This window comes from Streptomyces sp. NPDC038135 (assembly GCF_055601245.1).
This window is the reverse complement of record NZ_JBVJXS010000013.1, coordinates 93,714-114,590: the sequence shown is the minus strand read 5'-3', so window position 1 is coordinate 114,590 and position 20,877 is coordinate 93,714. Positions and strand designations below refer to the sequence as shown.

Annotated in this window: 23 protein-coding genes; 4 read left to right on the top strand and 19 right to left on the bottom strand. The window is 74.1% G+C overall.

Annotation, left to right across the window (positions count from 1 at the left end):
- Positions 1-63: 63 nt before the first annotated feature.
- Together ACZ7JA_RS32595 and ACZ7JA_RS32590 are read left to right on the top strand one after the other, a co-directional pair.
- On the top strand, positions 64-1,548 hold the full coding sequence (locus ACZ7JA_RS32595; RefSeq protein WP_351669004.1) for a bifunctional phosphatase PAP2/diacylglycerol kinase family protein: 1,485 nt from the start codon (positions 64-66) through the stop codon (positions 1,546-1,548).
- A 154-nt stretch (positions 1,549-1,702) separates the two neighbouring features.
- Positions 1,703-2,524, top strand: coding sequence for a class I SAM-dependent methyltransferase (locus ACZ7JA_RS32590; RefSeq protein ID WP_470811968.1), 822 nt, complete (start codon positions 1,703-1,705; stop codon positions 2,522-2,524).
- A 34-nt stretch (positions 2,525-2,558) separates the two neighbouring features.
- Here the strand turns inward: ACZ7JA_RS32590 and ACZ7JA_RS32585 are convergent, their stop codons facing one another.
- The 13 genes from ACZ7JA_RS32585 to ACZ7JA_RS32525 form a co-directional block, all read right to left on the bottom strand.
- Entirely contained in the window at positions 2,559-2,846 is a 288-nt protein-coding gene (locus tag ACZ7JA_RS32585; RefSeq protein WP_351669008.1) for a gas vesicle protein K, read from the bottom strand.
- On the bottom strand, positions 2,843-3,031 hold the full coding sequence (locus tag ACZ7JA_RS32580) for a gas vesicle protein (protein ID WP_143638825.1): 189 nt from the start codon (positions 3,029-3,031) through the stop codon (positions 2,843-2,845). Before ACZ7JA_RS32580 ends, ACZ7JA_RS32585 begins: the two co-directional genes overlap by 4 nt.
- A complete protein-coding gene (locus tag ACZ7JA_RS32575) occupies positions 3,028-3,786 on the bottom strand; it encodes a GvpL/GvpF family gas vesicle protein (RefSeq protein ID WP_351669010.1) in 759 nt (252 codons plus the stop codon). Before ACZ7JA_RS32575 ends, ACZ7JA_RS32580 begins: the two co-directional genes overlap by 4 nt.
- Positions 3,783-4,127: a gas vesicle protein gene (locus ACZ7JA_RS32570; protein WP_199212706.1), complete on the bottom strand. Its 345-nt coding sequence runs from the start codon at positions 4,125-4,127 to the stop codon at positions 3,783-3,785. The genes ACZ7JA_RS32575 and ACZ7JA_RS32570 overlap by 4 nt, the downstream gene beginning before the upstream one ends.
- A complete protein-coding gene (locus ACZ7JA_RS32565) occupies positions 4,124-5,356 on the bottom strand; it encodes an SRPBCC family protein (RefSeq protein WP_470811964.1) in 1,233 nt (410 codons plus the stop codon). Before ACZ7JA_RS32565 ends, ACZ7JA_RS32570 begins: the two co-directional genes overlap by 4 nt.
- The gene (locus ACZ7JA_RS32560; protein WP_393428910.1) at positions 5,353-5,958 is read right to left on the bottom strand and encodes a DNA primase; all 606 of its coding nucleotides are present in this window, start codon (positions 5,956-5,958) and stop codon (positions 5,353-5,355) included. Before ACZ7JA_RS32560 ends, ACZ7JA_RS32565 begins: the two co-directional genes overlap by 4 nt.
- Positions 5,958-6,218, bottom strand: a complete 261-nt coding sequence (locus tag ACZ7JA_RS32555) for a gas vesicle protein GvpG (RefSeq protein ID WP_351669017.1) — start codon at positions 6,216-6,218, stop codon at positions 5,958-5,960. Before ACZ7JA_RS32555 ends, ACZ7JA_RS32560 begins: the two co-directional genes overlap by 1 nt.
- Positions 6,219-6,252: 34 nt before the next feature.
- Entirely contained in the window at positions 6,253-7,023 is a 771-nt protein-coding gene (locus tag ACZ7JA_RS32550; RefSeq protein WP_351669019.1) for a GvpL/GvpF family gas vesicle protein, read from the bottom strand.
- Positions 7,020-7,451, bottom strand: a complete 432-nt coding sequence (locus ACZ7JA_RS32545; protein WP_389301991.1) for a gas vesicle structural protein GvpA — start codon at positions 7,449-7,451, stop codon at positions 7,020-7,022. Before ACZ7JA_RS32545 ends, ACZ7JA_RS32550 begins: the two co-directional genes overlap by 4 nt.
- A gap of 71 nt (positions 7,452-7,522) precedes the next feature.
- Positions 7,523-7,888: a gas vesicle protein GvpO gene (locus ACZ7JA_RS32540; protein ID WP_389453430.1), complete on the bottom strand. Its 366-nt coding sequence runs from the start codon at positions 7,886-7,888 to the stop codon at positions 7,523-7,525.
- A 123-nt stretch (positions 7,889-8,011) separates the two neighbouring features.
- Positions 8,012-8,971 (bottom strand): non-homologous end-joining DNA ligase, encoded by a 960-nt coding sequence (gene ligD, locus ACZ7JA_RS32535; RefSeq protein WP_470811961.1) that lies wholly within the window; start codon positions 8,969-8,971, stop codon positions 8,012-8,014.
- Positions 8,968-10,815, bottom strand: a complete 1,848-nt coding sequence (locus tag ACZ7JA_RS32530) for a transketolase (protein WP_351669027.1) — start codon at positions 10,813-10,815, stop codon at positions 8,968-8,970. Before ACZ7JA_RS32530 ends, ligD begins: the two co-directional genes overlap by 4 nt.
- Positions 10,812-12,305: an NAD(P)/FAD-dependent oxidoreductase gene (locus ACZ7JA_RS32525; RefSeq protein WP_470811958.1), complete on the bottom strand. Its 1,494-nt coding sequence runs from the start codon at positions 12,303-12,305 to the stop codon at positions 10,812-10,814. The genes ACZ7JA_RS32530 and ACZ7JA_RS32525 overlap by 4 nt, the downstream gene beginning before the upstream one ends.
- Positions 12,306-12,499: 194 nt before the next feature.
- Here ACZ7JA_RS32525 and ACZ7JA_RS32520 point away from each other — a divergent pair, with 194 nt between their 5' ends.
- On the top strand, positions 12,500-13,453 hold the full coding sequence (locus ACZ7JA_RS32520; protein ID WP_403680949.1) for an LLM class F420-dependent oxidoreductase: 954 nt from the start codon (positions 12,500-12,502) through the stop codon (positions 13,451-13,453).
- A 75-nt stretch (positions 13,454-13,528) separates the two neighbouring features.
- On the opposite strand, the gene ACZ7JA_RS32515 is transcribed toward ACZ7JA_RS32520, so the two are convergent.
- Positions 13,529-13,909, bottom strand: coding sequence for a phage holin family protein (locus ACZ7JA_RS32515; protein WP_393428928.1), 381 nt, complete (start codon positions 13,907-13,909; stop codon positions 13,529-13,531).
- Positions 13,910-14,010: 101 nt separating this feature from the next.
- Here ACZ7JA_RS32515 and ACZ7JA_RS32510 point away from each other — a divergent pair, with 101 nt between their 5' ends.
- Positions 14,011-14,358, top strand: a complete 348-nt coding sequence (locus ACZ7JA_RS32510) for a VOC family protein (RefSeq protein WP_450746965.1) — start codon at positions 14,011-14,013, stop codon at positions 14,356-14,358.
- Positions 14,359-14,367: 9 nt separating this feature from the next.
- On the opposite strand, the gene ACZ7JA_RS32505 is transcribed toward ACZ7JA_RS32510, so the two are convergent.
- From ACZ7JA_RS32505 to ACZ7JA_RS32485, 5 genes are all read right to left on the bottom strand, one after another.
- The gene (locus tag ACZ7JA_RS32505) at positions 14,368-16,365 is read right to left on the bottom strand and encodes a DUF5107 domain-containing protein (RefSeq protein ID WP_470811955.1); all 1,998 of its coding nucleotides are present in this window, start codon (positions 16,363-16,365) and stop codon (positions 14,368-14,370) included.
- A gap of 40 nt (positions 16,366-16,405) precedes the next feature.
- On the bottom strand, positions 16,406-17,305 hold the full coding sequence (locus ACZ7JA_RS32500) for an arginase family protein (RefSeq protein ID WP_351669038.1): 900 nt from the start codon (positions 17,303-17,305) through the stop codon (positions 16,406-16,408).
- A 26-nt stretch (positions 17,306-17,331) separates the two neighbouring features.
- Complete coding sequence (locus tag ACZ7JA_RS32495; protein WP_351669040.1) at positions 17,332-17,883, bottom strand: GNAT family N-acetyltransferase; 552 nt, start codon at positions 17,881-17,883, stop codon at positions 17,332-17,334.
- Between the two features lie 101 nt (positions 17,884-17,984).
- On the bottom strand, positions 17,985-18,908 hold the full coding sequence (locus ACZ7JA_RS32490) for a S66 peptidase family protein (RefSeq protein WP_470812141.1): 924 nt from the start codon (positions 18,906-18,908) through the stop codon (positions 17,985-17,987).
- Positions 18,909-18,910: 2 nt separating this feature from the next.
- Positions 18,911-20,875: an LpqB family beta-propeller domain-containing protein gene (locus ACZ7JA_RS32485; RefSeq protein ID WP_470811952.1), complete on the bottom strand. Its 1,965-nt coding sequence runs from the start codon at positions 20,873-20,875 to the stop codon at positions 18,911-18,913.
- Positions 20,876-20,877: the final 2 nt, after the last annotated feature.

Here is a 20,877-nt window from a genome sequence, read left to right as displayed (position 1 = left end):
AGCGGGCCGGTGACCGGCGTGTCCGGGCACAAGAAGCGGGCACTTCAGGGTAACCGGACCCGTATGAGCCCAGACGTCGACCTCACTGTCCCGAGGCCCCGCCTCCGCACCCTGTCCAAGCTGCTCGAGTACGACTGCCGGCTGTTCGAGCTGGCGGCCAGCCGGCACTGGCCCGGCGCCGAGCGGGTGCTGCCCCGGCTGAGCCGGAGCGCCAACCACGGGGTGCTGTGGTTCGCGACGGCCGCGGCGATCGCGGCGAGCCGGTCGCCGCGGGCCCGGCGGGCCGCCACCCGGGGCGTGGCCTCGCTGAGCGTGGCCTCGCTGGCCATCAACACCCTCGGCAAGCGGTCGGTGCGCCGGGCCCGGCCGGTGCTGGACTCGGTGCCGCTGTCGCGGCAGCTCAAGCGGCAGCCGATCACCACCTCCTTCCCGTCCGGTCACGCCGCATCGGCGGCCGCCTTCGCGACCGGCGTCGCGCTGGAGTCGCCGCGGTGGGGTGCGGCGGTGGCGCCGCTGGCGTTCTCCGTGGCCATGTCCCGGGTCTACACGGGCGTGCACTATCCGAGCGACGTGCTGGCGGGGGCGGCGCTGGGCGCGGGCGCCGCGCTGGCCGTACGGGGCCTGGTCCCGACCCGGACCCAGGTGGCGCCCCCGCCGCGGCCCCGGACCGAGGCGCCGGCGCTGATCGACGGCGAAGGCCTGGTGCTGGTCGCCAACCGCGCCTCGGGCACCTCCGACCGGGTGCGGGTGCTGCACGAGGCGCTGCCCGGGGCGGAGATCGTGGAGTGCGCGCCGGAGGACGTGAAGGCGGAGCTGGAGAAGGCCGCCGCGCGGGCGCGGGTGCTCGGGGTGTGCGGGGGCGACGGGACGGTGAACACGGCGGCCGGGGTGGCCCTGCGGCGCGGTCTGCCGCTGGCGGTGCTGCCCGGCGGCACGCTCAACCACTTCGCGTACGACCTCGGGGTGGAGGACGAGCGGACCCTGGCCGACGCCGTCCGGGCGGGCGAGGCCGTGCGGGTGGACGTCGGCCGGTTCGTGGCGGGCGATCACGAGGGGTTGTTCCTGAACACCTTCAGCCTGGGCGTCTACCCGGAGCTGGTGCGGGAGCGGGAGCGCTGGTCGTCCCGGATCGGCGGCTGGCCGGCCGGAATGCTCGGCGCGATGAAGGTGCTGCGCGCCGACCGGCACCCGCTGACGGTGGAACTGCGCGGCAAGCGCCACCCCCTGTGGCTGCTGTTCGTCGGCAACGGCGTCTACCACCGGATGGGTCTCGCCCCCGGACGCCGGACCGACCTGGCGGACGGGCTGCTGGACGTGCGGGTGGTGCACGGCACCCGCAGGCCCGCGCTGCGTCTGCTGGCGGCGGCCGCCGCCGGCCCCCTCACCCGGTCCCCGGCGCACGCGGCGGTCCAGGTGAACCGGCTGCGGCTGACCGGCCTCGCCCCCGGGACGCCCCTGGCGTACGACGGCGAGGTGATCGAGGTGGGCGGGGACGTGCTGGTGGAGAAGCTGCCCGAGGCGCTGACGGTGTACCGGCCGCTGTCCTGACCGCCGGCCCGGGCCGGTGACGCCGCACGGGCTAGTCCGTATGGTGAAACACGGGTCTCATTATTCGGCACGGGCGCGTACCGTTCGGCGTACCGCGCGACGGGGTCTCGGGCCCGCCGCCGGTGACGTCGTCGAGGGGCGAAGGGGCACAGCCATGCCGGAAGCGCAGGACACCGCCGTCTACACGCACGGGCACCACGAGTCGGTGCTGCGGTCGCACACCTGGCGGACCGCCGCCAACTCCGCCGCCTACCTGCTCGGCGTGCTCAGACCCCATATGCGGGTCCTGGACATCGGCTGCGGCCCCGGCACCATCACCGCCGACCTGGCCGCGCTGGTTCCCGAGGGCCATGTCACCGGCGCCGACCGGGCCCCCGCGATCCTGGAGCGGGCCCGGGCGACCGCCGAGGCGCGCGGTCTGGCCAACGTGGACTTCACGGTCGCCGACGTCCACGCCCTGGACTTCCCCGACGACACGTTCTGCGTGGTCCACGCCCACCAGGTGCTCCAGCACGTGGGCGATCCGGTGGCGGCGCTGCGCGAGATGCACCGGGTGACGAAGCCCGGCGGGTACATCGCGGTGCGCGACGCCGACTACGCGGCGATGACCTGGTACCCCGCGCTGCCCGGCCTGGACGACTGGCTCGACCTGTACGAGGCGGTGGCCCGGGCCAACGGCGGGGAGCCGGACGCCGGCCGGCGGCTGCGGGCCTGGGCGCTGGCAGCCGGTCTGACGGACGTCACGGCGACCTCGAGCACCTGGACGTTCGCCACGCCGGAGGAACGGGACTGGTGGAGCGGGCTGTGGGCCGACCGCACGGTGGACTCGGACTACGCCGACCGGGCCGTGCGGGGCGGGCACGCCACGCCGGAGCGGCTGCGCGCCGCGGCGGCGGCCTGGCGGGACTGGGGCCGGCGGGAGGACGCCTGGTTCGGCGTCCTGCACGGCGAGATCCTCTGCCGCAAGGCGGCCTGAACCGCGGCCCCGGGCGATCCCGGGGCCGCGCGGATCAGTGCCGGGGCAGCAGCGGGCCCAGCGGCCCGAGGTCCAGGTTCAGGTCCTCGGGCCGCAGCCCGTAGCGGTCCCGGAGCTCGGCCATCCGCTCCTCCAGGAGCATCAGGGTGAGCCCGATGCGCTCCTCCTGGTCCTCGGTCAGCTCGCCGGTGTCGAAGCGGCGCACCGCCTGCCGCTCCATGAGCTGGCGCAGCAGTTCCACCACGGTCAGCACCAGTTTGACCAGGTCGCGTTCGACCGTGTCGGGCTCCAGGTCGAGCCGCTTGCGGGCGGGGGCGGTCACAGCAACTCCTCGAAGGGTGAGGGCACCGTCTCGTTCACGGAGCTGATCAGCGCGTTGAGATCGATGCGGACGAGGTCGACGTCGGCGATCCGCAGCGTCAGGTCCCCGGTGATGACGACCCCGCCGGCGAGCAGCCGGTCCAGCAAATCCACCAGTGCGATCTCACGTCGCTCCACGACGGTCACGCTTCCTCCCCACTGAACGAGTACGCGGCCCAGGGACCGGTGAGCTCCACCCGGATGCCGGGCGTCTCGTCCTTGGTCCGGTCCACCAGCTCCACGAACTCCTCGCAGCTCTCGCGCGGCACCAGGTAGGCCGCGTTGAGCACGTTCTGACCCGACGCGCCCGACAGCGCGGAGTTCTGCGCGGGATGCATCCGGAAGTCCTCGGACTGCCGGCTGAGGCGCTCGTGCAGGGACTGCGCGAACGACTCCGCCCGCTGCCACCTCTCCTCGTGCGCCTCGCTGTGCCGCCGGCGGCTGCGCAGGTAGTCGCGGCCGCTGGCCGGTTTCGCCGCCGGCACGGCGGCGGACTCGGCGGGCTCGGACTCCACGAACACCTTCACGCCCCACTCCACCCGGCCCTCGAGCCGGTCGAGGGCGCGCCGGAAGTCGTCCTCGCGGGCCTCGATCATCGCCCGGATGCCGCTGTCGTCCCGGAACACGGTCGCGAGACGCAGGGGCAGCGGGGTGGTGACCGTGCTGAGCGCGGCGATCACGCCCTGATGGGCGCGGGCGGTGGCGCTCAGCCAGTCCAGGTCCTCCAGACGGGCCCGCAGCCCCTGCTCGTCGAAGTCCGCCTCCGGCACCGAGCTGACGACCGCGACCAGCCCGTGGTGGTGCAGCAGCGCCGGCGGCGCGCCCCCGATGCCGGTCAGCTCGGCCTGCAGGGGCGCGTCGAGCGGGCGGCAGACCGCGTAGACGTAGCGCAGTGCGCTCATGGGGCCTCTTCCTCCGTCGGCACGCTGCCGGGCGCCAGTTCCTGGAGTCGTTCGAGCCGCTCCCTGAGCTCGGCGTTCTCCTTCGCCAGCTCGTTCTGGCGGGCGCGGGACGACAGCGCGGGATCGGTCTCCCACCAGTCGATGCCCATCTCCTTGGCCTTGTCGACCGAGGCCACGACCAGCCGGAGCTTGATGGTGAGGAGTTCGATGTCGAGCAGGTTGATCTTGATGTCGCCGGCGATGACGACACCCTTGTCGAGCACCCGTTCCAGGATGTCGGCGAGGTTGGCCCCGCCGCCGCTCTGGCCGTAGGGCTCGGGGAACCGGCTGGCAGTCGTCATCGACGGCTCCTGCCTCCGGAGTACTCAGGCTCCTCCTCGGGCTCTTCCTCGTACTCCTCCTCGGGCTCCTCCTCGTACTCGTCCTCGTACTCCTCCTCGGGCTCGTCCTCGCCCTCGGCCTCGTCCTCGTAGGGCTCCTCGCCCTGCTCGTCCTCGGCTGCGGGCCGCTGGCCCTCCTCGTCCTCGTCCTCTTCGGGCTCTGCGGACTCCTCGCCCTCCTCGGGCTCCTCGCCCTCCTCCTCTTCGGACTCCTGGGGCTCCTCGCCCTCTTCGCCCTCTTCCTCCTCGGACTCCGCGGACTCCTCGGGCTCCTCGCCCTCCTCGGGCTCCTCCTGCCCGTTCTCCTCCTGCTCGGACTCCTCCTCTTCCACCGCGTCCTCGTGGCTGCGGACGACCTCGCCGTCGCGGATCTCCCCGCGCCAGCCGTCCTCCGCCTCGCCCTTGAGCGTGATGTGACGGGCGAAGTTCTTGAAGTCGAGCCGGACCCGGCGGCCCTGGGCGCGCCAGATGTTGCCCGTCTTCTCGAAGAGGCCGCTCGGGTAGTACTCCATGACCAGGAGGATGCGGGTGAGGTTCTCGTCGAGCCGGTGGAAGGTGACGACGCCCTTGGTGGTGCCCTTGGCGCCCTCCGACGACCACTGGATCTTGTAGTCGGGGACCTGCTCGACGGTGTGCGCCTTCCAGCTCCGGCTGGACCAGAAGATCTTGGCCTGCCAGTCGGAGTGCGTGTCGTCGGCGCGGCTCGCGCTCTTCACGCCCTTGGCGAAGGTGCTGAAGTCCTGGTACTGGGTCCACTGGTCGTAGGCGGTGCGCACCGGCACGCCGACGTCGACGGACTCGATGATGACGGTGGGCTTGTTGCCCCCGCCCTTCTTGCCCTTGCTCTTGCCGCCCCCGAGGCCCTTCAGCTTGCCCATGACGGTGTCCTTGGCGTGCGAGGCCCCGAGTTCCAGCGCGGAGCGCAGCGGGCCCTTGCCCTCGGTGACCTTGCGGCCGGCGTCCAGGGCGAGCTTGGCGAAGCCCGGACTGTTGCCCTCGGCGATGTCGTTGAGCTTCCCCGTGGTCTCGCCCAGCTTGCGGCCGAAGCCGGTCAGCAGCTTCTGCGCCTGGGCGCCCAGGTATTCCTGGACCTCCTCCTTGAGGCGGTCCGCCGCCTCGCTGTGTGCCAGATCGGACAGGGGGTTGCTCTTGGCCGCTCCGCCCGCGGCCTTGCCGACGGTCTCGGTCATCGGTCATCGCCGCCCTTCGACTGGCCGCCGCTCCGGCTGCCGCCGGCCGCGGCCGTCTTCTTCGTGGCCGTTCTGCGGGCAGCGCCCGCCTTCTTGGCGGCCGTGCTCTTCGCCGCGGCCTTCTTCGCAGGCGCCTTCTTGGCCGGCGCCTTCTTGGCGGCCTTCTTCGCGGGCGCCTCGCGGCGGGGCCGCTCGTCCTCCTGCTCGGCGGAGTCCTCGTGGGCCCCCTCGTCCTCCTCCTCGTTCTCCTCCGGCTCCTCCCGCTCGGAGCCCTTGCCGGGCACCACGCCGGAGAGCTGGTCACGCACCGCGTTGGTACGACCGTGCAGCCGGTCGGCGAGCGCGTTCATCTGCCGCTCGGCCATGGCTCCGGTGGCGGCCTTGCCGACGCCGCGCAGATCCTGCCGGAGCTGGTCCCCGATCTCCTTGAACTGCGGGTTGTCACGCAGCTGCTGGCTCAGCAGGTCCGCCACGGCCCGCGGAGTGAGGTTCAGCTTCTTCCCGGCCACCACGGAGCCGACGGCGAGAGCCAGTTTGAGCTTCTTGGTGCGTCCCAGCATGTAGCCGGCCCCTATCGCGAGGCCGAGTCCCGTTCGATTCATCACGTCGTCCCGTTCCCAGTGGTTTCGCCGGAGCGCAGGGCGGTCTCCAGCCGGTCGAGCAGTTCGTCCTCGCGGCGGTCGAACTCCTCCTCGCTGATCTCGCCTGCCTCCAGTTGCTCCTCCAGGCGGGCGAGTTCGGCCCGTACGGTGGCGGGGTCGTAGTAGATGCGCTCCGCCTCGCGGTACACCTGCTCGATCGCCCATCCGGCGCCGCGGACCGGTGCGAACGGCAGCAGCAGCACCTCGCTGATCAGTCCCACGATGTCCCTCCTTTCCGTTCGGGCCGAGCCGCCGTTACTGCGCTCCGGCGTCGGCGCCGGCCGTGCTGTCCGCGGGCGCGGCGGGGCCGGGCTCCACGAAGCTGTACGGCGGGAGCGGTCCGTTGACCCGCAGATCGAGATGGGGGTGGCTGGTGCGGACCTGCTCGACCGCGGCCAGGAACTCCTCGGCCGTGTCCCGGGGCACCAGGAACGACAGGTTGACCAGCCAGCCGGTGGACTCGGGGCCCACGCTCAGTGCGGAGCCGGCCGTTTCGAGGGCGGCGCGCACCTCAGCCGCGTCCTCGGCCTCCTTGTCCTTGACCGCCGCCGCGACCATCTCGCCGAGCCGGATCTTGTCGTCGTAACTGCCGCCGCCGGACTGCCGGTTGGCCTCGGCCAGGGAACGCACCTCGGCGTTCTCGGCCATCACGCGGTGCAGTACCGCCTCTTCGACGTGCGTGGCCTTGACGTTGTACTCGACCTTGCCGTCCAGCTCCCGCAGCCGCTCCTGGTAGTGCTGCGCGCGCTCGCCCAGCACCTGGGTGACGGAGTCGTCGTCGGGGGCGACGCTGCCGAACCGCATCGGCAGGATGCAGCCGGCCGCGCCGGTCTCGGCGAGCACGTTCTGGTGCGCGAGCAGGTCCCGGCGCTTGGGCCGCAGCCCCTCGGGCGCGTCGCTCACCACGGCCGCCAGGTCGCCGGCGGTCAGCACGCGCACCGGCATCGGCGGCTCGCCCACGCCGGACATGCCTTCGGGGAGCGCCGGGTGCGAACGGGCGGTGATGCCGTAGACGTAGGTGCTCACTCCGACTCCTCCTTACGCCGGGTCGCGGTCTTGCGGGCGCGCGGCCGGGACTCCCGCTGCCCCTCCTGGCCCTCGTCACGGGCCTGCTGGAAGGCGCCGGATATGGTCTCGGCGGCGCCGGACAGGGCGCCCTTGCTCTTGCCGCGGGCACCGGACTCGGTGACCTCGCCGACGATCTCGGGCAGGCCGGGGCTCTTGTTCGGACCCGACTCCAGGTCGAGGCGGTTGCACGCCTCGGCGAAGCGCAGGTACGTGTCGACGCTGGCCACGACGACGCGGACGTCGATCTTCAGGATCTCGATGCCGACCAGGGAGACACGGACGAACGCGTCGATCACGAGCCCCCTGTCCAGAACCAGTTCCAGTACGTCGTAGAGGCCGCTGCTGCCGCCTCCGCCGCCGCTCTGTTGTGCCGGTACAACGGTCATGCCGGCCATTCCTCCTTCTCGGTGATCGGACAAGCGGTGCGCCGGTGGTGCCGGGCGCGGGGGACGGGGGCTCAGCGGCCGCGCGCGTCCGCCCGTCCGCGTTCGTAGCGGCGGACGCGGCGATAGCCCGTGAGCTGCCCCTCCGCGTCCAGCTCCACCTGGTAACTCGCCATCAGGCTCATGGTGTCCGGGACCCGCTCGAGCTCCAGGACCTCCACGTCGAGCGACCATCCGTCCTCGGTCTGCTCGAAGGAGGACACCGACTCCGGCTGGAGCCCGGTCAGCTCGGCGAGCTGGGCGCGTGCCTCGCGCAGCACTTCCATGGGACGCGGCCGCCGGCCGGTGGCCGCGCCCTGCGGCGCGTCGTCGTCCGTCTGGGACGAGTTCTGCTTTTCCTGTGAGTCCTGTGACTGTTGAGTGTTCTTTGTGTTCGTCATGGCCACCTCTCCCCTGCGTGTGGCCGCTCATCCCTTGGCCAAACATTCCGGGGACGCGGGTTCTCGAAGCCGCAGGTGACAGACGGTGAACGCGGGCCCGGAACCGGCCAGGACCGGCCGTCGTCAGCCCTTCAGTCCCGCGAGGCGGCGCTGGGCGGGCCCGAGGGCGCGTCCCCGGCCCGGCAGTGCGGCCCACGGGTCGGTGCGGGCCTGGTCGGCGGCGTCGGCGATGGTCCAGCGGCGGGCGTGTACGCCCGGATCGGCCACCTGTTCCCAGCTTAGGGGCACCGCGACGGGCGCGCCGGGCAGAGCGCGGACGGTGTAGGGGGCCACGGCGGTCTGCGCGTAGCCGTTGCGCTGCACGTCCAGGTAGAGGCGATCGCCTCGGTCGCGCTTGCGGGCGGCGGTGGTGAGCCGGCCGGGGTGCTCGGCGGCCGCGAACTCGGCCACGTCATGGGCGAACCGGCGTACCTCGTCGAAGTCGTGGCGGCCGTCGAGCGGGACGACCAGGTGCAGCCCCCGCGAGCCCGTGGTCATCGGCGCCGCGGGCAGACCCAGCTCGTCCAGCAGCTCACGGAGCACGCCGGCCGCCTCCCGGACCGGGGCGAAGGTCTCCTCGGGGGCGGCGCTGGTCCCCGCGGGCGCCGGGGCCGGGTCGAGGTCGAAGACCAGCAGGTCGGGGTGGTCCGGACCGCCGGCCCGGTCGGTGCGGGAGAGCCAGCGGTGCAGGGTGAGGCAGGCCTGGTCGGCGAGGTACAGCAGGGTGGCGGTGTCGTCGCAGACGACGTGCGTCACCGTGCCGCCCTCCTTGGCGACCTCGGCCCGGGTGATCCAGTCCGGGTAGTGGTCGGGGGTGTTCTTCTGCATGAAGCGGGGGCCGTCGAGGCCGTCCGGATACCGTTCCAGCATCAGCGGACGGCCCCGCAGGTGCGGCAGCAGATACGGCGCGACAGACCGGAGGTACTCGGCGAGATCGTTCTTGGTGAAGCCCTCGGCGCCGCCCGGGAGGAGGACCTTCCCGGGCCGTCGGACGCGCACCGTGCGGCGGCCCGCCCGTATCGTCCGCGCGTCGTCGTCGCTCATCCCACGACCGCCTCCTCGACCAGCAGCTTGGCCGCGGCCGCGATGCCCGTGGCGTCGATGCCGGCGGCGTGCAGCTGCTCGTCGGGCGCGGCCGAGCCCGGCATGGTGCGCACCGCGAGCCGGACCAGGCGGGGCACGGGCCGCCCGTCGGCGAACGCCTCGGCGACGGCGTCGCCGAGACCGCCCTCCTCGTGGTGGTCCTCGACGGTGAGCAGGCAGCCGGTCTCCTCGCCGGCCCGGCGCAGGGTCTCGCCGTCGACGGGCTTGACGGAGTACAGGTCGATCACGCGGATCTGGATGCCGTCCTGGGCGAGCCGGTCGGCGGCCGCCAGGGCCTCGTGCACGGTGACGCCGGCCGCGACGACGGTCAGCCGGTCCTGCTCACCGGAGCGCAGCACCTTGCTGCCGCCGACCGGGAACTCCTCCTCGGGGCCGTAGATCACCGGGCTCTTGCCACGCGAGGTGCGCAGGTAGCGGACGCCGTCGAGGCCGGCCATGGTGGCGATCAGCCGGGCCGTCTGGTTGGCGTCGCACGGGTACAGCACGGTCGAGCCGTACACGGACCGGAACAGCGCCAGGTCCTCCAGGCCCATCTGCGAGGGCCCGTCCTGCCCGATCGCCACGCCGGCGTGCGAGCCGACCAGGTTGATCCCGCTGCCGCTGATGGAGGCCATGCGGACGAAGTCGTGGGCGCGGCTGAGGAAGGCCGCGAACGTCGAGGCGTACGGCACCCAGCCGCGGGCCGCCATGCCGACGGCGGTGGCGACGAGCTGCTGTTCGGCGATGTAGCACTCGAAGAAGCGGTCGGGGTGCTCCTTCGCGAACACCTCGGTACGGGTGGAGTCGCCCACCTCGCCGTCCAGCGCGACTACGTCGCCGCGGGCGGCGCCGAGCGCGGCGAGGGCCTTGCCGAAGGCGTCCCGGGTGGCCACCTCCTCGCCCTTGTCGTACTGCGGCAGCCGGACCGCGTCGGTGCTGAGGGAGCGGAGGGCGGCCGCGGCGGCCGGCTCGCTGACCCGGACCTTCAGCTCGCGCGGTCCGCCCAGCTCGGCGATGGCCTCCTCGGCCTCGGGCAGCGGCTTGCCGTGCAGGCCCTCGCGGTCCTCGACGGCGGCGACGCCCTTGCCCTTGAGGGTGCGGGCGAGGATCACGGTGGGCTGTCCGGTCGTCGACAGTGCCTCGCCGTAAGCGCGGTCGATGGCGTCGACGTCATGGCCGTCGATCTCGACGGTGTGCCAGCCGAAGGCCTGGAAACGGCGGGCGTAGGCGTCCAGGTCGTGGCCGTGCCGGGTCGGGCCGCGCTGGCCCAGCCGGTTGACGTCCACGACGGCCACGAGGTTGTCCAGGTTCTCGTACGCGGCGTGCTCGGCGGCCTCCCAGACGGAGCCCTCGGCCAGTTCGCTGTCCCCGCACAGCACCCACACGCGGTAGCCGGTGCGGTCCAGCCGCTGTCCGGCGAGCGCGATGCCCACGCCGACGGGCAGGCCCTGGCCGAGCGAGCCGGTGGCGGTCTCCACCCAGGGCAGCCGGCGCGGGGTCGGGTGCCCCTCCAGGCGGCTGCCGAGCTTGCGGAAGGTCAGCAGCTCGCCGTCCTCGATGGCGCCGGCCGCCTTGTAGGCGGCGTACAGCAGCGGCGAGGCGTGGCCCTTGGAGAGCACGAAGCGGTCGTTGGCGGGGTGCTCGGGGCGCTCGAAGTCGTAGCGCAGGTGGTTGGCGAGCAGCACGGCCATCAGGTCGGCTGCGGACATCGACGAGGTGGGATGCCCGGATCCCGCCGCGGCGGCGGCCCGCACGCTGTCCACGCGCAACTGCTGGCCGAGTTCGGCGAGTTCGGCGGTGTTCATGAATCTCCTTCTGCTGCTTCGGGTGGGTCCGCGGGGGCCGCGGAGTCGGTGCGCCGGACGGGACCGGGGGCGGGACGGCCGGTGGGCGGTGCGGATGCGGGCCGGTCCGCCGCGCGGGGGTCCGCCTGCCGGCCGGCGGACGGTTCGCCGTCGTCGCCGTGTGCGCCGCCGCCCGGACGTCCGGGGCCGCCGGGTACCCGGGCCAGCTCGGGGGATGCCGTGTCGAGGGGGACCGACCAGGACCGCACGAGACCCAACTGCACGGTCTGGCGCGGAAGTACGGAGTCCAGCAGCCAGTCGGCGGCGACGCGCAGGCGGTTGCCGGGCAGTGCGGCCAGGTGGTAGCCGCGGGTGACCGCGCCGGCCGGCGGGCCGGACAGCGGGACGCCGAACGGGTTCGCCGCGGCCTGTACGCCGCCGAGGTCCACGGCGAAGCCGAGGTCGCGGTGGCGGTAGGCGCGCCGGCGGCGGCCGAGGCCGAGCGAGGCGGCCACGTTCTCGCCGGCCACCCTGCCCTGCCGCCAGGCGTGCTGGGCGGTCATCGGGGTGAACTCGTCGGGACGCTCCAGGTCCGGCACGGCCGCCGCGTCACCGCAGGCGAACACCTCGGTGCGGCCCGGCACCTGGAGGTACGGATCGACGATGAGCCGGCCCCGCTCCAGCGGCTGCCCGACGTCCTCGATCAGCGGATCGGGCCGGACCCCGACGCACCAGACCAGGGTCCGCGACGGCACGAACTCGCCGTCGGTGAGCAGGACGCCGTCGTGCGTGGCCTCCTTCACGGAGGTGCCCGTGCGGACGTCCACGCCGCGCGCCCGCAGCACCCGGTCCGCGGTGCGGGAGAGCCGTTCGTCCATCTCCGGCAGCACGCGCGGCGCGGTGTCCAGCAGGATCCAGCGGGGCCGGGCCACACCGGGCAGGTCGCGGCGGGCCAGGTGGTCGGTGAGCATCCGCATCTGCGCGGCCACCTCGGTGCCGGTGTAGCCGGCGCCGACCACGACGAAGGTGCACCGCGCGGCGCGGACCTCCGGGTCGTCCTCCGTCGCGGCGAGTTCCACCTGCCGGGTGACGTGGTCGCGCAGGTACAGGGCCTCGGGCAGCCCGCGGAACCCGTGCGCGTGCTCGGCGACGCCGGGGATCGGCAACAGCTTGTTGACGCTGCCCACGGCCAGCACCAGCCGGTCGTAGCCGAGGGTCCCGGCGCGGTCCTCGGGGTCCCGGTAGTGGACGGTGCGCCGGTCGAAGTCGACCCGGCCGGCCTCGCCGAGCACCAGACGCACCCCGCGCAGGGTGCCGGGCAGCGAGACGGTGACCCTGCGGGCGTCCAGGATCCCGGCGGACACCTGGGGCAGCAGCGGCAGGTACAGGAAGTAGTCGGTCGGGTTGAGCAGGGTGATCAGGGCGCGGCCGCGGGTGATCCGGGCGAGGGTGCGGGCAGCCCGGTACCCGGCGAAGCCGGCGCCGACGATCACGACACGTGGTCGACTCACGGGTGTCCTTCCGGCGGTGTGGCTCCCTCCAGGCATTCCGCGTAGCCGGGGCCGTCGCACCCAAACGCCGCCCGGCTCACCCGGACGCCGGTCGCGCCCGCGTTTCGCCCGGACGGCGGCGGTTACCCGGCCCGGGTCCCGAAGCCCCCCACCAGTCGCGAATCCGGCCGTCCGGTCGCGCGGAGGTGTCCGTCATGCCCGAATACGGTTATTTCCTGGCCTGCGAGGAGCACGGGCCGGCCGAGCTGATCGAACAGGCCCGCATGGCCGAGCAGGCCGGATTCCAGGCGCTGTGGATCTCCGACCACTACCACCCGTGGAACGGCGAGCAGGGCCAGAGCCCGTTCGTCTGGTCGATGATCGGCGCGCTGTCGGAGGCCGTTTCGCTGCCCATCGAGACGGCCGTGACCTGCCCGACGGTACGGATCCACCCCGCGGTGCTGGCGCAGGCCGCGGCGACCAGCGCGGTGCTGACCGGCGGCCGCTTCCGGCTCGGGGTCGGCACCGGCGAGGCGCTGAACGAGCACATCCTCGGCGATCGCTGGCCCCCGGCGCATGTGCGACTGGAGATGCTGGAGGAGTCGATCCAGGTGATGCGCCGGCTGTTCACCGGCGAGGAGGTCAACCACCACGGCACGCACTACACGGTGGAGAACGCCCGGCTGTACACGGTCCCGGACGAGCCCGTCCCGATCGACATCTCCGGCTTCGGCCCGAAGGCCACCTCGCTGGCCGCGCGGGTGGGCGACGGCTACATCACGATGATGCCGGACGAGGAGATGGTCACCCAGTTCCGCAAGGGCGGCGGCGGGGCCAAGCCGGTCAGCGGCGGTACGAAGGTCTGTTACGGGACCGACCGCGACGAGTGCGTGCGGACGGTGCGCAGGCTCTGGTACAACGAGCTGCTGCCGGGCGAGATGGGGCAGGTGCTGCCCTCGCCGCGGCACTTCGAGCAGCTCGCGGAGCTGGTCACCGAGGACATGGTGCGGGAGAAGTCGGTGTGCGGGGACGACGTCGACGAGCATGTCGCGGCGCTGCGGGCGTTCGGTGACGCGGGGTTCGACCGGGTGTACGTGAACCAGATCGGGGCTGATCAGAAGGGGTTCTTCGACTTCTACCGCACGAAGGTGCTGCCGCGGCTCGGGTGAGCGGTGCGTTGTCGGGTGCGGGTGCGTTGGGGCTGGGCGCAGTTCCCCGCGCCCCTGGTGGGCGCGGGGGTGGGGTCAGGCCCTGTGGTGGGGGACTTCGTCCGGGGGGTCGGTGGGCATCGGGGGGTAGGGGGTGGCGGCCGGCCGGGTGGGGGCGTGGCCGGGTTTCGGGTGGGCGGCGCCGCGCAGCACGTAGGCGAGGGCGCCCAGGATCGCGGCGGTGATCAGTGCCGCCGCCCAGCCCGGCAGGCCCACGGCCAGGGCGAGGCCCACCGCGAGCGCCAGGGCGCCGCCCGCGTACAGGGCGACGGCGCCCGAGGCGGCGTAGAGCATGGCGGTGCGGCGCTGCTTGCGGCTCTGCTCGCGCAGTTCGTCGCGTACCGTCTCGCGTGCCACCTGTGCCAGCTCCTCGACGAGGTGCTTGTCCAGATGTTCCAGGTGATCCAAACGGTCCATGTCCTACGCCTACCCGCCGGCCTCGCGCGGTAACGGCGTCGCCCGGCGCCCGCCCGGGACTCGCCTGCGCCGGACCCGACGTCCCAACTAGGCTCGTGCGCATGGAGATTCTGGGCGCCACACTGCGTATCTGCGTCGACGACCTCGACACCGCGGTCCCCTTCTACGAGCGGCTGGCGGGCGGCCGGGCGCTCCGGTTCGAGCGCGGCGGGGTCGAGGTGGCCGCGATCGGCTCCTTCCTCCTGATGAGCGGCCCGGAGGCGGAGCTGGAGGTGCTGCGCAAGGTGACGGCGACGATCGCCGTCAAGGATGTGACCGAGGCGCACCGGCTGCTGACCGACCTGGGCGCCCGGGTCATCGTCGGGCCGGTGCCGACCCCGGCGGGCCGGAACCTGCTGGCGATGCACCCGGACGGCTCGATCTTCGAGTACGTGGACCAGAGCGGCTGAGCCGCCCGCTCAGCCGGCGTCCGGCCGCATCCGGAAGTCGAGGCGGGCGGGCAGCGGGTCGTCGGTGACCCGGGCCCACAGCCGCTCGATCACGTCCGCGCCCTCCCGCAGGTCCGCCACCTCGAAGCCGTCGTCGAGGACGGCCCGGGCGTCCGCCCGCCGCCCCTCGGCTAGCAGCAGCCCGGCCTCCAGCAGCCGGAACGCGCCGCGGCGCCGCACGGCGGGCAGCAGCCGGTCCCACACCGCGCGGGCCTGCGCCGTGCGTCCGGCCCGCAGCAGCGCGTCGAGCGCCTCCCTGCCGAGCGCGGCCACGGCGGCGGTCCAGGCCTCGCCGTCGGTGGGGGTACCTCCCACGCCGTTCAGGCAGTGGGGGAGCCGTTCGCGGCACAGGTCGTCGAAGGCCTCCGCGTACCGGTCGGCGGCCCGCTCGTGGTGGCCGGACTCCTGGTCGGCGACGGCCAGGCAGCGCAGCAGCGGCCACTGGGAAGGGGCGAGCGGCAGGGCCCGCTCCCAGCTCCGTACCGCCTGGGCGCGGTCGCCGGCGTGCCACTGGGCGACGCCGAGGTGGTACTCGGTGTGCGGGGTGGCGGGCGCGGTCTCCAGCATGTCCCGCCAGTGCGGGGCGACCAGCGTCTCGCCGGGCGGGCGGACCCGGCGCGGTTCCGGCAGCGAGCCGGTGCGCAGCAGCTCCAGCCAGGGCTCCTGCGCCTCGCCGAGGGTCGACTCGGGGAACGGCGTGCCGGGCAGTTTCCAGCCGGCGCGCCGGACCTCGAGCGCGCCCCAGCCGGAGCCGGTGGCCAGCCGCTCGCCGGGTTCGGTGTCGGCGTACGGCTGCCAGTCCGCGTACGCCTGCTCGACGCGGGCCCGCGGCAGGACCGCCGCCAGCCGGTCCTCGGCGCCCCGCACGACCGCGGACCACGAGGGGCCGTCGGGGTCGGCGTCCAGCGGGCCGTACGCCTCCAGCCAGGACAGCTCGCTCCCGGGTTCCAGCCGGACGTGCTCGAGCTGGGTGCGGGCGAGACCGGCCTGGATCTCGCAGTAGCCGGCGGTGCCGGGCTCGGTCAGCCACCCCTGCCAGCGCCGGCCGCCGGGGCCGCTGCCCCACACGAACAGCTTCCGGCCGCGCAGCACGTCGGTGGAGGTCTGCACGAGGCCGTGCCCGTCGGTGTCCAGCGCGGCGATCCAGCGGCGCCGGCCGTCCGGGACCTCGTAGAAGTAGTCGGCGGCGTAAGGGCTGTTGAGGGGGTAAGTGCGGTCGACGCCGTCATGGCTCGGGACCGGCACCCGGCGCAGCCGGCGCTCGTAGCCGAACTGCCAGGCCTCGTCGGCGGGGGCGAGGACCCGGCGGTCCTCGGGGACGGCGATGTTGGACCACCAGTAGACGGGCGCCGGGTGCTCGTGCGGGTTGCGGACACGGACGCCCACGTACAGGAAGTCGGAGCCCGGCGGGAGCCACAGGTCGACCTGGAACGGCAGGTCGCGCAGCCGCTCCCACTCCCACAGGCGCAGCATGGCGCCGCCGTCGGGGGCGGGGACGGGGGCGGCGTGCACGGGCGCGCAGGACAGGGTGGTGTGGCCGGTGGCGCCGATGTTCCACTCGATGCCGCCGGAGTACCAGGCGCCGTTGAGCGCGAAGTTGGCGGGCTGGAACACCGGGTTGCGGTAGAGGAGTTCGCGTCCGGTGGGCAGGTGGACCAGGGAGGCTATCCGGCCGCCGAGGCCGGGCAGCACGGTGGCGCGCAGCCGGTCGTTCTCGATCACCAGGGCCTGCAGGGCGCGGGGTTCGCGGGTTCTGCCGTACCCGTCGCGCACCCGCACCGGCAGGAGGCTGCGCAGCGGCTCGTAGTCGAGCTGCCGGGCCATGTCCCGAGGCATGTCCCCGCGGTCCCGGTCGTCGACGCGGTGCATCTCGTCGAGGGGGCGGAGCGGGGGCAGGGGGTTGTCGGGGCCCAACCGCGCGGCGGGCAGGGTGATGACCTCACGTCGGATCCTCGTCACGATGACCATGGAACCCGGCGTGCGGCGAGTCGGCCAGGGGATCTGCCGGTCAGGATTGCGCAAAGGCGGCCACGACCAGGTCCGCCAGCAGGGCTGCCGCCGTGCCCTCGGGGTCGAGGTCGGGGTCGTAGATGGTGACGTTGAGGCCCACGCAGCGCGGGGAGGCGAGCAACGGGCGCAGCAGCTCCTCCAGTTCGGCCGGCAGCAGGCCGTCGGGGTCGGGGCTGTCGACGGCCGGCATCACGGACGGGTCCAGTACGTCGGCGTCCAGGTGGACCCAGAAGCCGTCGAGTCCGGGTGCCCGGAAGGCCTCGGCGGCGGCCCGGGCGACCGGCCCGGGGCCCTCGGCGCGGATGCCGGCGACGGTGGCGGCCGGCATCTTCAGCGAGGCGAGTTCGGCCAGGTCGTCCGTGCAGGCGTCGCGGATGCCGAAGAACCGCACGTCCTCGTCCCTGAGATAGGGCCGGAGCCCCTCGATGTCCGTCAGGTCCGCCTGGCCGCGTCCGGTGCCGAGCGCGACCTCCTCACCGCCCGCGGCGCCGATCCGGCCGGAGTTCCCGGGGTGCCGGAAGTCGGGCGAGGCGTCCACCGCGGCGAGCCCGTACCGGCCGAGGCGGCGCATGGCGAGGGAGGCGCCGAGCTGGATGGAGCAGTCGCCGCCGAGCACGACGGGGAACTCCCCGGCCCGCAGGTGGCGTTCGACGCGGTCGGCGAGCCGCACGGTGTATCCGGCGAGGGCGGCCGCGTTGAACACCCCGTCGCCCTCCCGCCAGTCGCCGCGGTCGTAGCGGGGCGGTACGACGACTCCGCCCTCCCGCGCGCCGAGCCGCCGCGGCAGGCCCTGCTCCCGGAGGGCTCCCGCCAGCTTGTAGCAGCCCGGGACGGTGCCGGGGGCCGGCGGGCGCAGACCCAGGTTCGAGGGGGCGTCGAGCACGACGAGCGTTCGCATGGGCTCTCCTTCGGCCGGACGGAGGTTCAGTCGGCGGTGCGCATCTCGGCGGTCAGCGCCCAGCGTTCGTGGTCGCGCCAGGCGCCGTCGATGAAGATCATGGCCGGCGAGAAGCCCTCCAGCCGGAAGCCGGCGCCGCGGGCCAGGGCGACCGAGGCGGCGTTGTCCGGCTGGACGTTGATCTCCAGCCGGTGCAGTCCGAGCGGCCCGAACGCGTACCCGATCACCAGGTCGAGGCCCTCGCGCATCAGCCCCCGGCCGGCCGCGTGGGCGAAGACGCCGTAGCCGAGGGCGCCGCACTGGAAGCCGCCCCGGACGATGTTGTTGATGTTGATGAAGCCGGCGATGCCGCCGGTGTCCTTCTCGCACACGAGGAACCCGGCCCGGGCCGGGTCCTTGATGAGCGCCCCGGCATAGCTCGCGTACCCCTCGTCGTCGTCCGGCGGGAACAGCCAGGGCCGGTGCAGGTCCTTGCTCTCCCTGGCCCGGGCGGTGAACTCGGGGCCGTCCCCGGGGGTGAAGGCGCGGATGCCCACCCGGGGGCCGGTGGCGAGGTAGTGGGCTGCGGTGTGCGGCATCCGGCCAGCCTACGCGTCACCGGCCCGGGCACCCCACCGTGTTTTCCCGGCCCCGGCCGGCCCCGGCGCGGCGTGCCGGGGCCGGCCGGGGCCGTCGCGGGTCAGCGCAGGGCGGGCTCGTCCAGCGTCAGGGTTCCCGCGTCGGCGTCGAGTTCGGCCGTCACTCCGAACGGCACCGTCAGCGCCCCGTCGCAGTGCCCGAATCCGATGTCCTCGACGACCGGCACCCCGAGCCCGCCGAGCCGGTCGGCGAGGACGGCGCGGAGTTCGCCGTACGGGCCGCAGTCCCGCCAGGAGCCGAGCCCGATCCCGGCGACGCCGTCGAGCCAGCCGGAGCGCAGGAGCTGGGTCAGCAGCCGGTCCACGCGGTACGGCTGCTCGCCCACGTCCTCCAGCAGCAGCAGTCCGCCTCGGGCGCCGGGGTGGGCCAGGGGCGTGCCGAGGTCACTGGCGAGCATGCTGAGGCAGCCGCCGAGGGTCACTCCGCGGGCTCGCCCCGAGGCCAGGGCGGGGCGGCCCGAGGCGAGGGTGCGGACCGTCTCCGGTGCGAACAGGGTGGCCCGCAGGTGCTCCTGCGCCCGGGCGTTCTTGATGAAGTCGACGCCCGCGGCGGCCGGCCCGTGCAGGGTGACCAGGCCGAGCCGGGCGGCGAACGCCTGGTGCAGCACGGTGATGTCGCTGAAACCGGCGAACACCTTGGGCCCGGCGGCGCGCATCGCCTCCCAGTCGAGGAGGTCGGCCATGCGCTGGGCGCCGTACCCGCCGCGGGCGCAGAGCACCGCGTCCACGGCGGGGTCGCACCAGGCGCGCTGCAGATCGGCCGCCCGGTCGGCGTCGGCGCCCGCCAGATAGCCCAGCTCCCCGTGCCGGTCCAGCACATGGAGCGCGACCACCGGGTCGAGGTCCCAGCCGCGCAGCACGTCGAGACCGGCCTGGAGGCGTTCCTCGGGCACCGGGCCGCTGGGGGCGACGACGGCCACCCGCGCGCCGGGGGCCAGCCGGTGCGGCCGGCGCAGTTCCCTCATGGTCATGTGCCCAGCTCCAGCTTCGGCACGGCCGGTGTCGGGTCGAGGCCGAACACCTGCGAGTACAGGGAGAGTTCGGCCTCCAGGGCGCGCACCATGGTGTCGGCGCGCCGGAAGCCGTGCCCCTCCCCCTCGAAGGTGAGATAGGCGTGCGGCACCCCCCGGCCCTCGATGCCGGCGAGCAGGCGCTCGCTCTGAGCGGGCGGGCAGATCACGTCGTCCAGGCCCTGGAGCAGCAGGAACGGCGCGGTGAGCCGGTCGGCGTGGGTGGTGGGCGAACGTTCGGCGTACCGCTCGGGGACCTCGGCGAGCGGGCCGATCAGCGACTCGAGATAGCGCGACTCGAAGTCGTGGGTCTCCCCCGGCCCCCAGGTGGCGAGGTCCAGCACCGGGTAGATGATCGTGCCGCAGGCGTACACGTCCGTCCCGGTCAGCGAGGCGGCCGTGGTCCAGCCGCCCGCGCTGCCGCCCCGGATGGCGAGCCGGCCGCGGTCGGCGGTGCCCTCCTCGGCGAGGGCGCGGGCGACGGCCGCGCAGTCCTCGACGTCCACCACGCCCCACTGCTCGCGCAGCCGCTCCCGGTAGGCGCGGCCGTATCCGGTGGAGCCGCCGTAGTTGACCTCGGCGACTCCGATGCCGCGCGAGGTGAAGTAGGCGATCTCCAGGTCGAGTACGCACGGCACCCGGCCGGTGGGACCGCCGTGCGCCCAGATGACGTACGGCGGCAGTTCGCCGTCGGGGGCGGTGCGGCCGGGGTGGTGCGGCGGGTAGACGTGGGCGTGCACCTCGCGGCCGCCGGGCCCGGTGAAGACACGGGTCTCCGGCCGCGGGTAGTACGCGGGGTCCACGGCGTCCCGGTGGCGGGCGCCGATGGCCCGGGCGCGGCCGATCCGGGTGTCGAGTTCCACCACCTCGGGCCCGGTGCGCGTACCGGCCCCGACCGCGACGACCCGCTCGCCGTGGACGGCGAGGGCGGATCCGAACTCGGTCCAGGGCCCGGCGGCGTCGACGACCTCGCCGGACTCGGGGTCGAGTATCCCCAGCACGGCGGCGCCGCGGCCGTGCACGACCGCGATCAGGCCGTTGTCCAGCGGCGCGAACCAGTTCAGGCCGAGCTTCCACAGCGGCCCGGCGAACTCCTCCTCGCGCGGGCACAGCGGGGCGCCGTCGCGGTAGAGGTTCCACCAGCCGCCGCGGTCGCTCGCGTACAGCAGGGCGCCGTCGGCGGCCCAGTCCACCTGGGCGACGGACTCCTCGGGGCCGCCGGCGACGGTGCGGACCGAGTGCAGGGTGCCGTCGTCACCGACCTCGCCGACGAGCAGCTCGGTGCCGTCCCACGGCATCCGCGGATGGTCCCAGGCCAGCCAGGCGGCCCGGCGGCCGTCGGGCGAGAGCCGGGGCCCGGTGACGAACCGGTGCCGTTGCTCCACGAGTTCGCGGACGGCGGCCCGGTCGGCGGCGGCCGAGCCGTCCAGCGGGACGGCGGCCGGGACGCGCCGTACGTCGTCCGGACCGTCCCCGGTGAACTCCTCCAGCACGCACCACACCTCGCCGCGCGCGAGGTCCACCCGCGGCTCCGCCCAGCGCAGTCCGCCCTCCACCGGCGACAGCGGGGTGAGCGGGCGGGGTTCGGTGCCGGGCTCCCACCGGTACAGCCGCTGGTCGGCGAAGTTGGCGAACACCACGAGCGGCGCGCCGTCCTGGACCGTACCGGTCCACGGCCGGCCGCCGTACTCGATGACCCGGGTGCGGACGTTCCACGGCGCGGGCAGCACCGACTCCTCGGCGCCCTCGGCCGTGCGCCGGACCAGCGCCCGGCGGCCGCCCTCGGCGGGCCGGGGCTCGGTCCACCAGACCTCGTCGCCGACGAAGCCCACCCACTCCGGCTGCCCGTCGTGCGCCGCGGCCAGCGCCGCGTCGATCGGCGAGGGCCAGGACCCGTACGGCTGCTGCATGTTCTCCCCCATCG

Excerpts from the sequence above, each read along its gene's own strand:
- ACZ7JA_RS32595 (WP_351669004.1), top strand. The coding sequence starts at position 64 with ATGAGCCCAGACGTCGACCTCACTGTCCCGAGGCCCCGCCTCCGCACC.
- ACZ7JA_RS32590 (WP_470811968.1), top strand. The coding sequence starts at position 1,703 with ATGCCGGAAGCGCAGGACACCGCCGTCTACACGCACGGGCACCACGAG.
- ACZ7JA_RS32575 (WP_351669010.1), bottom strand. The coding sequence starts at position 3,786 with ATGAGCGCACTGCGCTACGTCTACGCGGTCTGCCGCCCGCTCGACGCG.
- ACZ7JA_RS32570 (WP_199212706.1), bottom strand. The coding sequence starts at position 4,127 with ATGACGACTGCCAGCCGGTTCCCCGAGCCCTACGGCCAGAGCGGCGGC.
- ACZ7JA_RS32565 (WP_470811964.1), bottom strand. The coding sequence starts at position 5,356 with ATGACCGAGACCGTCGGCAAGGCCGCGGGCGGAGCGGCCAAGAGCAAC.
- ACZ7JA_RS32560 (WP_393428910.1), bottom strand. The coding sequence starts at position 5,958 with ATGAATCGAACGGGACTCGGCCTCGCGATAGGGGCCGGCTACATGCTG.
- ACZ7JA_RS32545 (WP_389301991.1), bottom strand. The coding sequence starts at position 7,451 with ATGACCGTTGTACCGGCACAACAGAGCGGCGGCGGAGGCGGCAGCAGC.
- ACZ7JA_RS32540 (WP_389453430.1), bottom strand. The coding sequence starts at position 7,888 with ATGACGAACACAAAGAACACTCAACAGTCACAGGACTCACAGGAAAAG.
- ligD (WP_470811961.1), bottom strand. The coding sequence starts at position 8,971 with ATGAGCGACGACGACGCGCGGACGATACGGGCGGGCCGCCGCACGGTG.
- ACZ7JA_RS32530 (WP_351669027.1), bottom strand. The coding sequence starts at position 10,815 with ATGAACACCGCCGAACTCGCCGAACTCGGCCAGCAGTTGCGCGTGGAC.
- ACZ7JA_RS32520 (WP_403680949.1), top strand. The coding sequence starts at position 12,500 with ATGCCCGAATACGGTTATTTCCTGGCCTGCGAGGAGCACGGGCCGGCC.
- ACZ7JA_RS32515 (WP_393428928.1), bottom strand. The coding sequence starts at position 13,909 with ATGGACCGTTTGGATCACCTGGAACATCTGGACAAGCACCTCGTCGAG.
- ACZ7JA_RS32510 (WP_450746965.1), top strand. The coding sequence starts at position 14,011 with ATGGAGATTCTGGGCGCCACACTGCGTATCTGCGTCGACGACCTCGAC.
- ACZ7JA_RS32505 (WP_470811955.1), bottom strand. The coding sequence starts at position 16,365 with ATGGTCATCGTGACGAGGATCCGACGTGAGGTCATCACCCTGCCCGCC.
- ACZ7JA_RS32500 (WP_351669038.1), bottom strand. The coding sequence starts at position 17,305 with ATGCGAACGCTCGTCGTGCTCGACGCCCCCTCGAACCTGGGTCTGCGC.
- ACZ7JA_RS32495 (WP_351669040.1), bottom strand. The coding sequence starts at position 17,883 with ATGCCGCACACCGCAGCCCACTACCTCGCCACCGGCCCCCGGGTGGGC.
- ACZ7JA_RS32490 (WP_470812141.1), bottom strand. The coding sequence starts at position 18,908 with ATGAGGGAACTGCGCCGGCCGCACCGGCTGGCCCCCGGCGCGCGGGTG.
- ACZ7JA_RS32485 (WP_470811952.1), bottom strand. The coding sequence starts at position 20,875 with ATGGGGGAGAACATGCAGCAGCCGTACGGGTCCTGGCCCTCGCCGATC.